1 rRNA gene is annotated in these 2004 nt (G+C 55.1%); it reads right to left on the bottom strand.

The annotated features are described in order from the left end of the window. Positions 1-22 precede the first annotated feature (22 nt). Positions 23-2004 (bottom strand): 23S ribosomal RNA (locus H536_RS0122180); the annotation flags it as partial.

The raw sequence follows: 2004 nt of genomic DNA, 5'->3' as shown, positions 1-2004 counted from the left end.
GGGTGGGCATTGACGAATGAGAATGATCAAGCCGATCGAGCGATTAGTACCGGTAAGCTTCATGCGTTGCCGCACGTCCACACCCGGCCTATCAACGTGGTGGTCTACCACGGCTCTGATAGGGAGAACTCGTTTTCAGGTGGGTTTCCCGCTTAGATGCCTTCAGCGGTTATCCCGACCGTACATAGCTACCCTGCACTGCGGCTGGCGCCACAACAGGTCCACCAGAGGTACGTCCAACCCGGTCCTCTCGTACTAGGGTCAGATCCTGTCAATTCTCCTGCACCCACGGCAGATAGGGACCGAACTGTCTCACGACGTTCTGAACCCAGCTCACGTACCGCTTTAATTGGCGAACAGCCAAACCCTTGGGACCTGCTCCAGCCCCAGGATGCGATGAGCCGACATCGAGGTGCCAAACAACCCCGTCGATATGGACTCTTGGGGGTCATCAGCCTGTTATCCCCGGCGTACCTTTTATCCGTTGAGCGATGGCCCTTCCACGCGGGACCACCGGATCACTATGACCGACTTTCGTCTCTGCTCGACTTGTCTGTCTCGCAGTCAGGCGGGCTTATGCCATTGCACTCGACGACCGATTTCCGACCGGTCTGAGCCCACCATCGCGCGCCTCCGTTACTCTTTAGGAGGCGACCGCCCCAGTCAAACTACCCACCATACACTGTCCCGGATCCGGATGACGGACCGCGGTTAGACATCCATGACGATAAGGGTGGTATTTCAAGGATGGCTCCACGCGAGCTGGCGCCCACGCTTCAAAGCCTACCACCTATCCTACACATGCCGACACGAATGCCAGTGTAAAGCTATAGTAAAGGTGCACGGGGTCTTTCCGTCTGACCGCAGGAACCCCGCATCTTCACGGGGAATTCAATTTCACTGAGTCTATGTTGGAGACAGCGGGGAAGTCGTTACGCCATTCGTGCAGGTCGGAACTTACCCGACAAGGAATTTCGCTACCTTAGGACCGTTATAGTTACGGCCGCCGTTTACTGGGGCTTCGATTCAGAGCTTGCACCCCTCCTCTTAACCTTCCAGCACCGGGCAGGCGTCAGACCCTATACGTCGTCTTGCGACTTCGCAGAGCCCTGTGTTTTTGATAAACAGTCGCTACCCCCTGGTCTGTGCCACCCCCACCCACTTGCGTAAATGGGGGTCACGCTTCTTCCGAAGTTACGCGTGCAATTTGCCGAGTTCCTTCAACATAGTTCTCTCAAGCGCCTTGGTATACTCTACCAGTCCACCTGTGTCGGTTTCGGGTACGGTCTATACGGTGGGGCTATTTCCTGGAACCTCTTCACCGCACGATCAATCCAATAAGACCGTACGATACACGAGATCCGTCACTCTCCACCAGGCCCACGATTATTAACGTGGTTCCCATCGACTACGCCTTTCGGCCTCGCCTTAGGGGCCGGCTAACCCTGCTCAGATTAACTTTAAGCAGGAACCCTTGGACTTTCGGCGAGGGAGTCTCTCACTCCCTTTATCGTTACTCATGTCAGCATTCGCACTTCCGATACCTCCAGCAGCCCTCACGGGTCCGCCTTCACAGGCCTACGGAACGCTCCGCTACCGCTCGTCAAAGACGAGCCCACAGCTTCGGTGTATGGCTTGAGCCCCGGTACATTTTCGGCGCAAAGACTCTTGATTAGACCAGTGAGCTGTTACGCTTTCTTTAAATGATGGCTGCTTCTAAGCCAACATCCTGGTTGTTTTGGAGTCTTCACATCCTTTCCCACTTAGCCATAACTTGGGGACCTTAGATGGTGGTCAGGGTTGTTTCCCTCTCCACGACGGACGTTAGCACCCGCCGTGTGTCTGCCGGATAGCACTTCCAGGTATTCGGAGTTTGATTAGGTTTGGTAAGTCGGTGAGACCCCCTAGCCCATTCAGTGCTCTACCCCCTGGAGTGTTCATCCGACGCTCTACCTAAATAGATTTCGCGGAGAACCAGCTATTTCCGAGTTTGATTGGCCTTTC

It is taken from the genome of Aurantimonas coralicida DSM 14790, from assembly GCF_000421645.1.
Taxonomy (GTDB): domain Bacteria; phylum Pseudomonadota; class Alphaproteobacteria; order Rhizobiales; family Rhizobiaceae; genus Aurantimonas; species Aurantimonas coralicida.
Note: the sequence above shows the minus strand (reverse complement) of the source record. Positions and strands in the feature narration are given on the sequence as shown.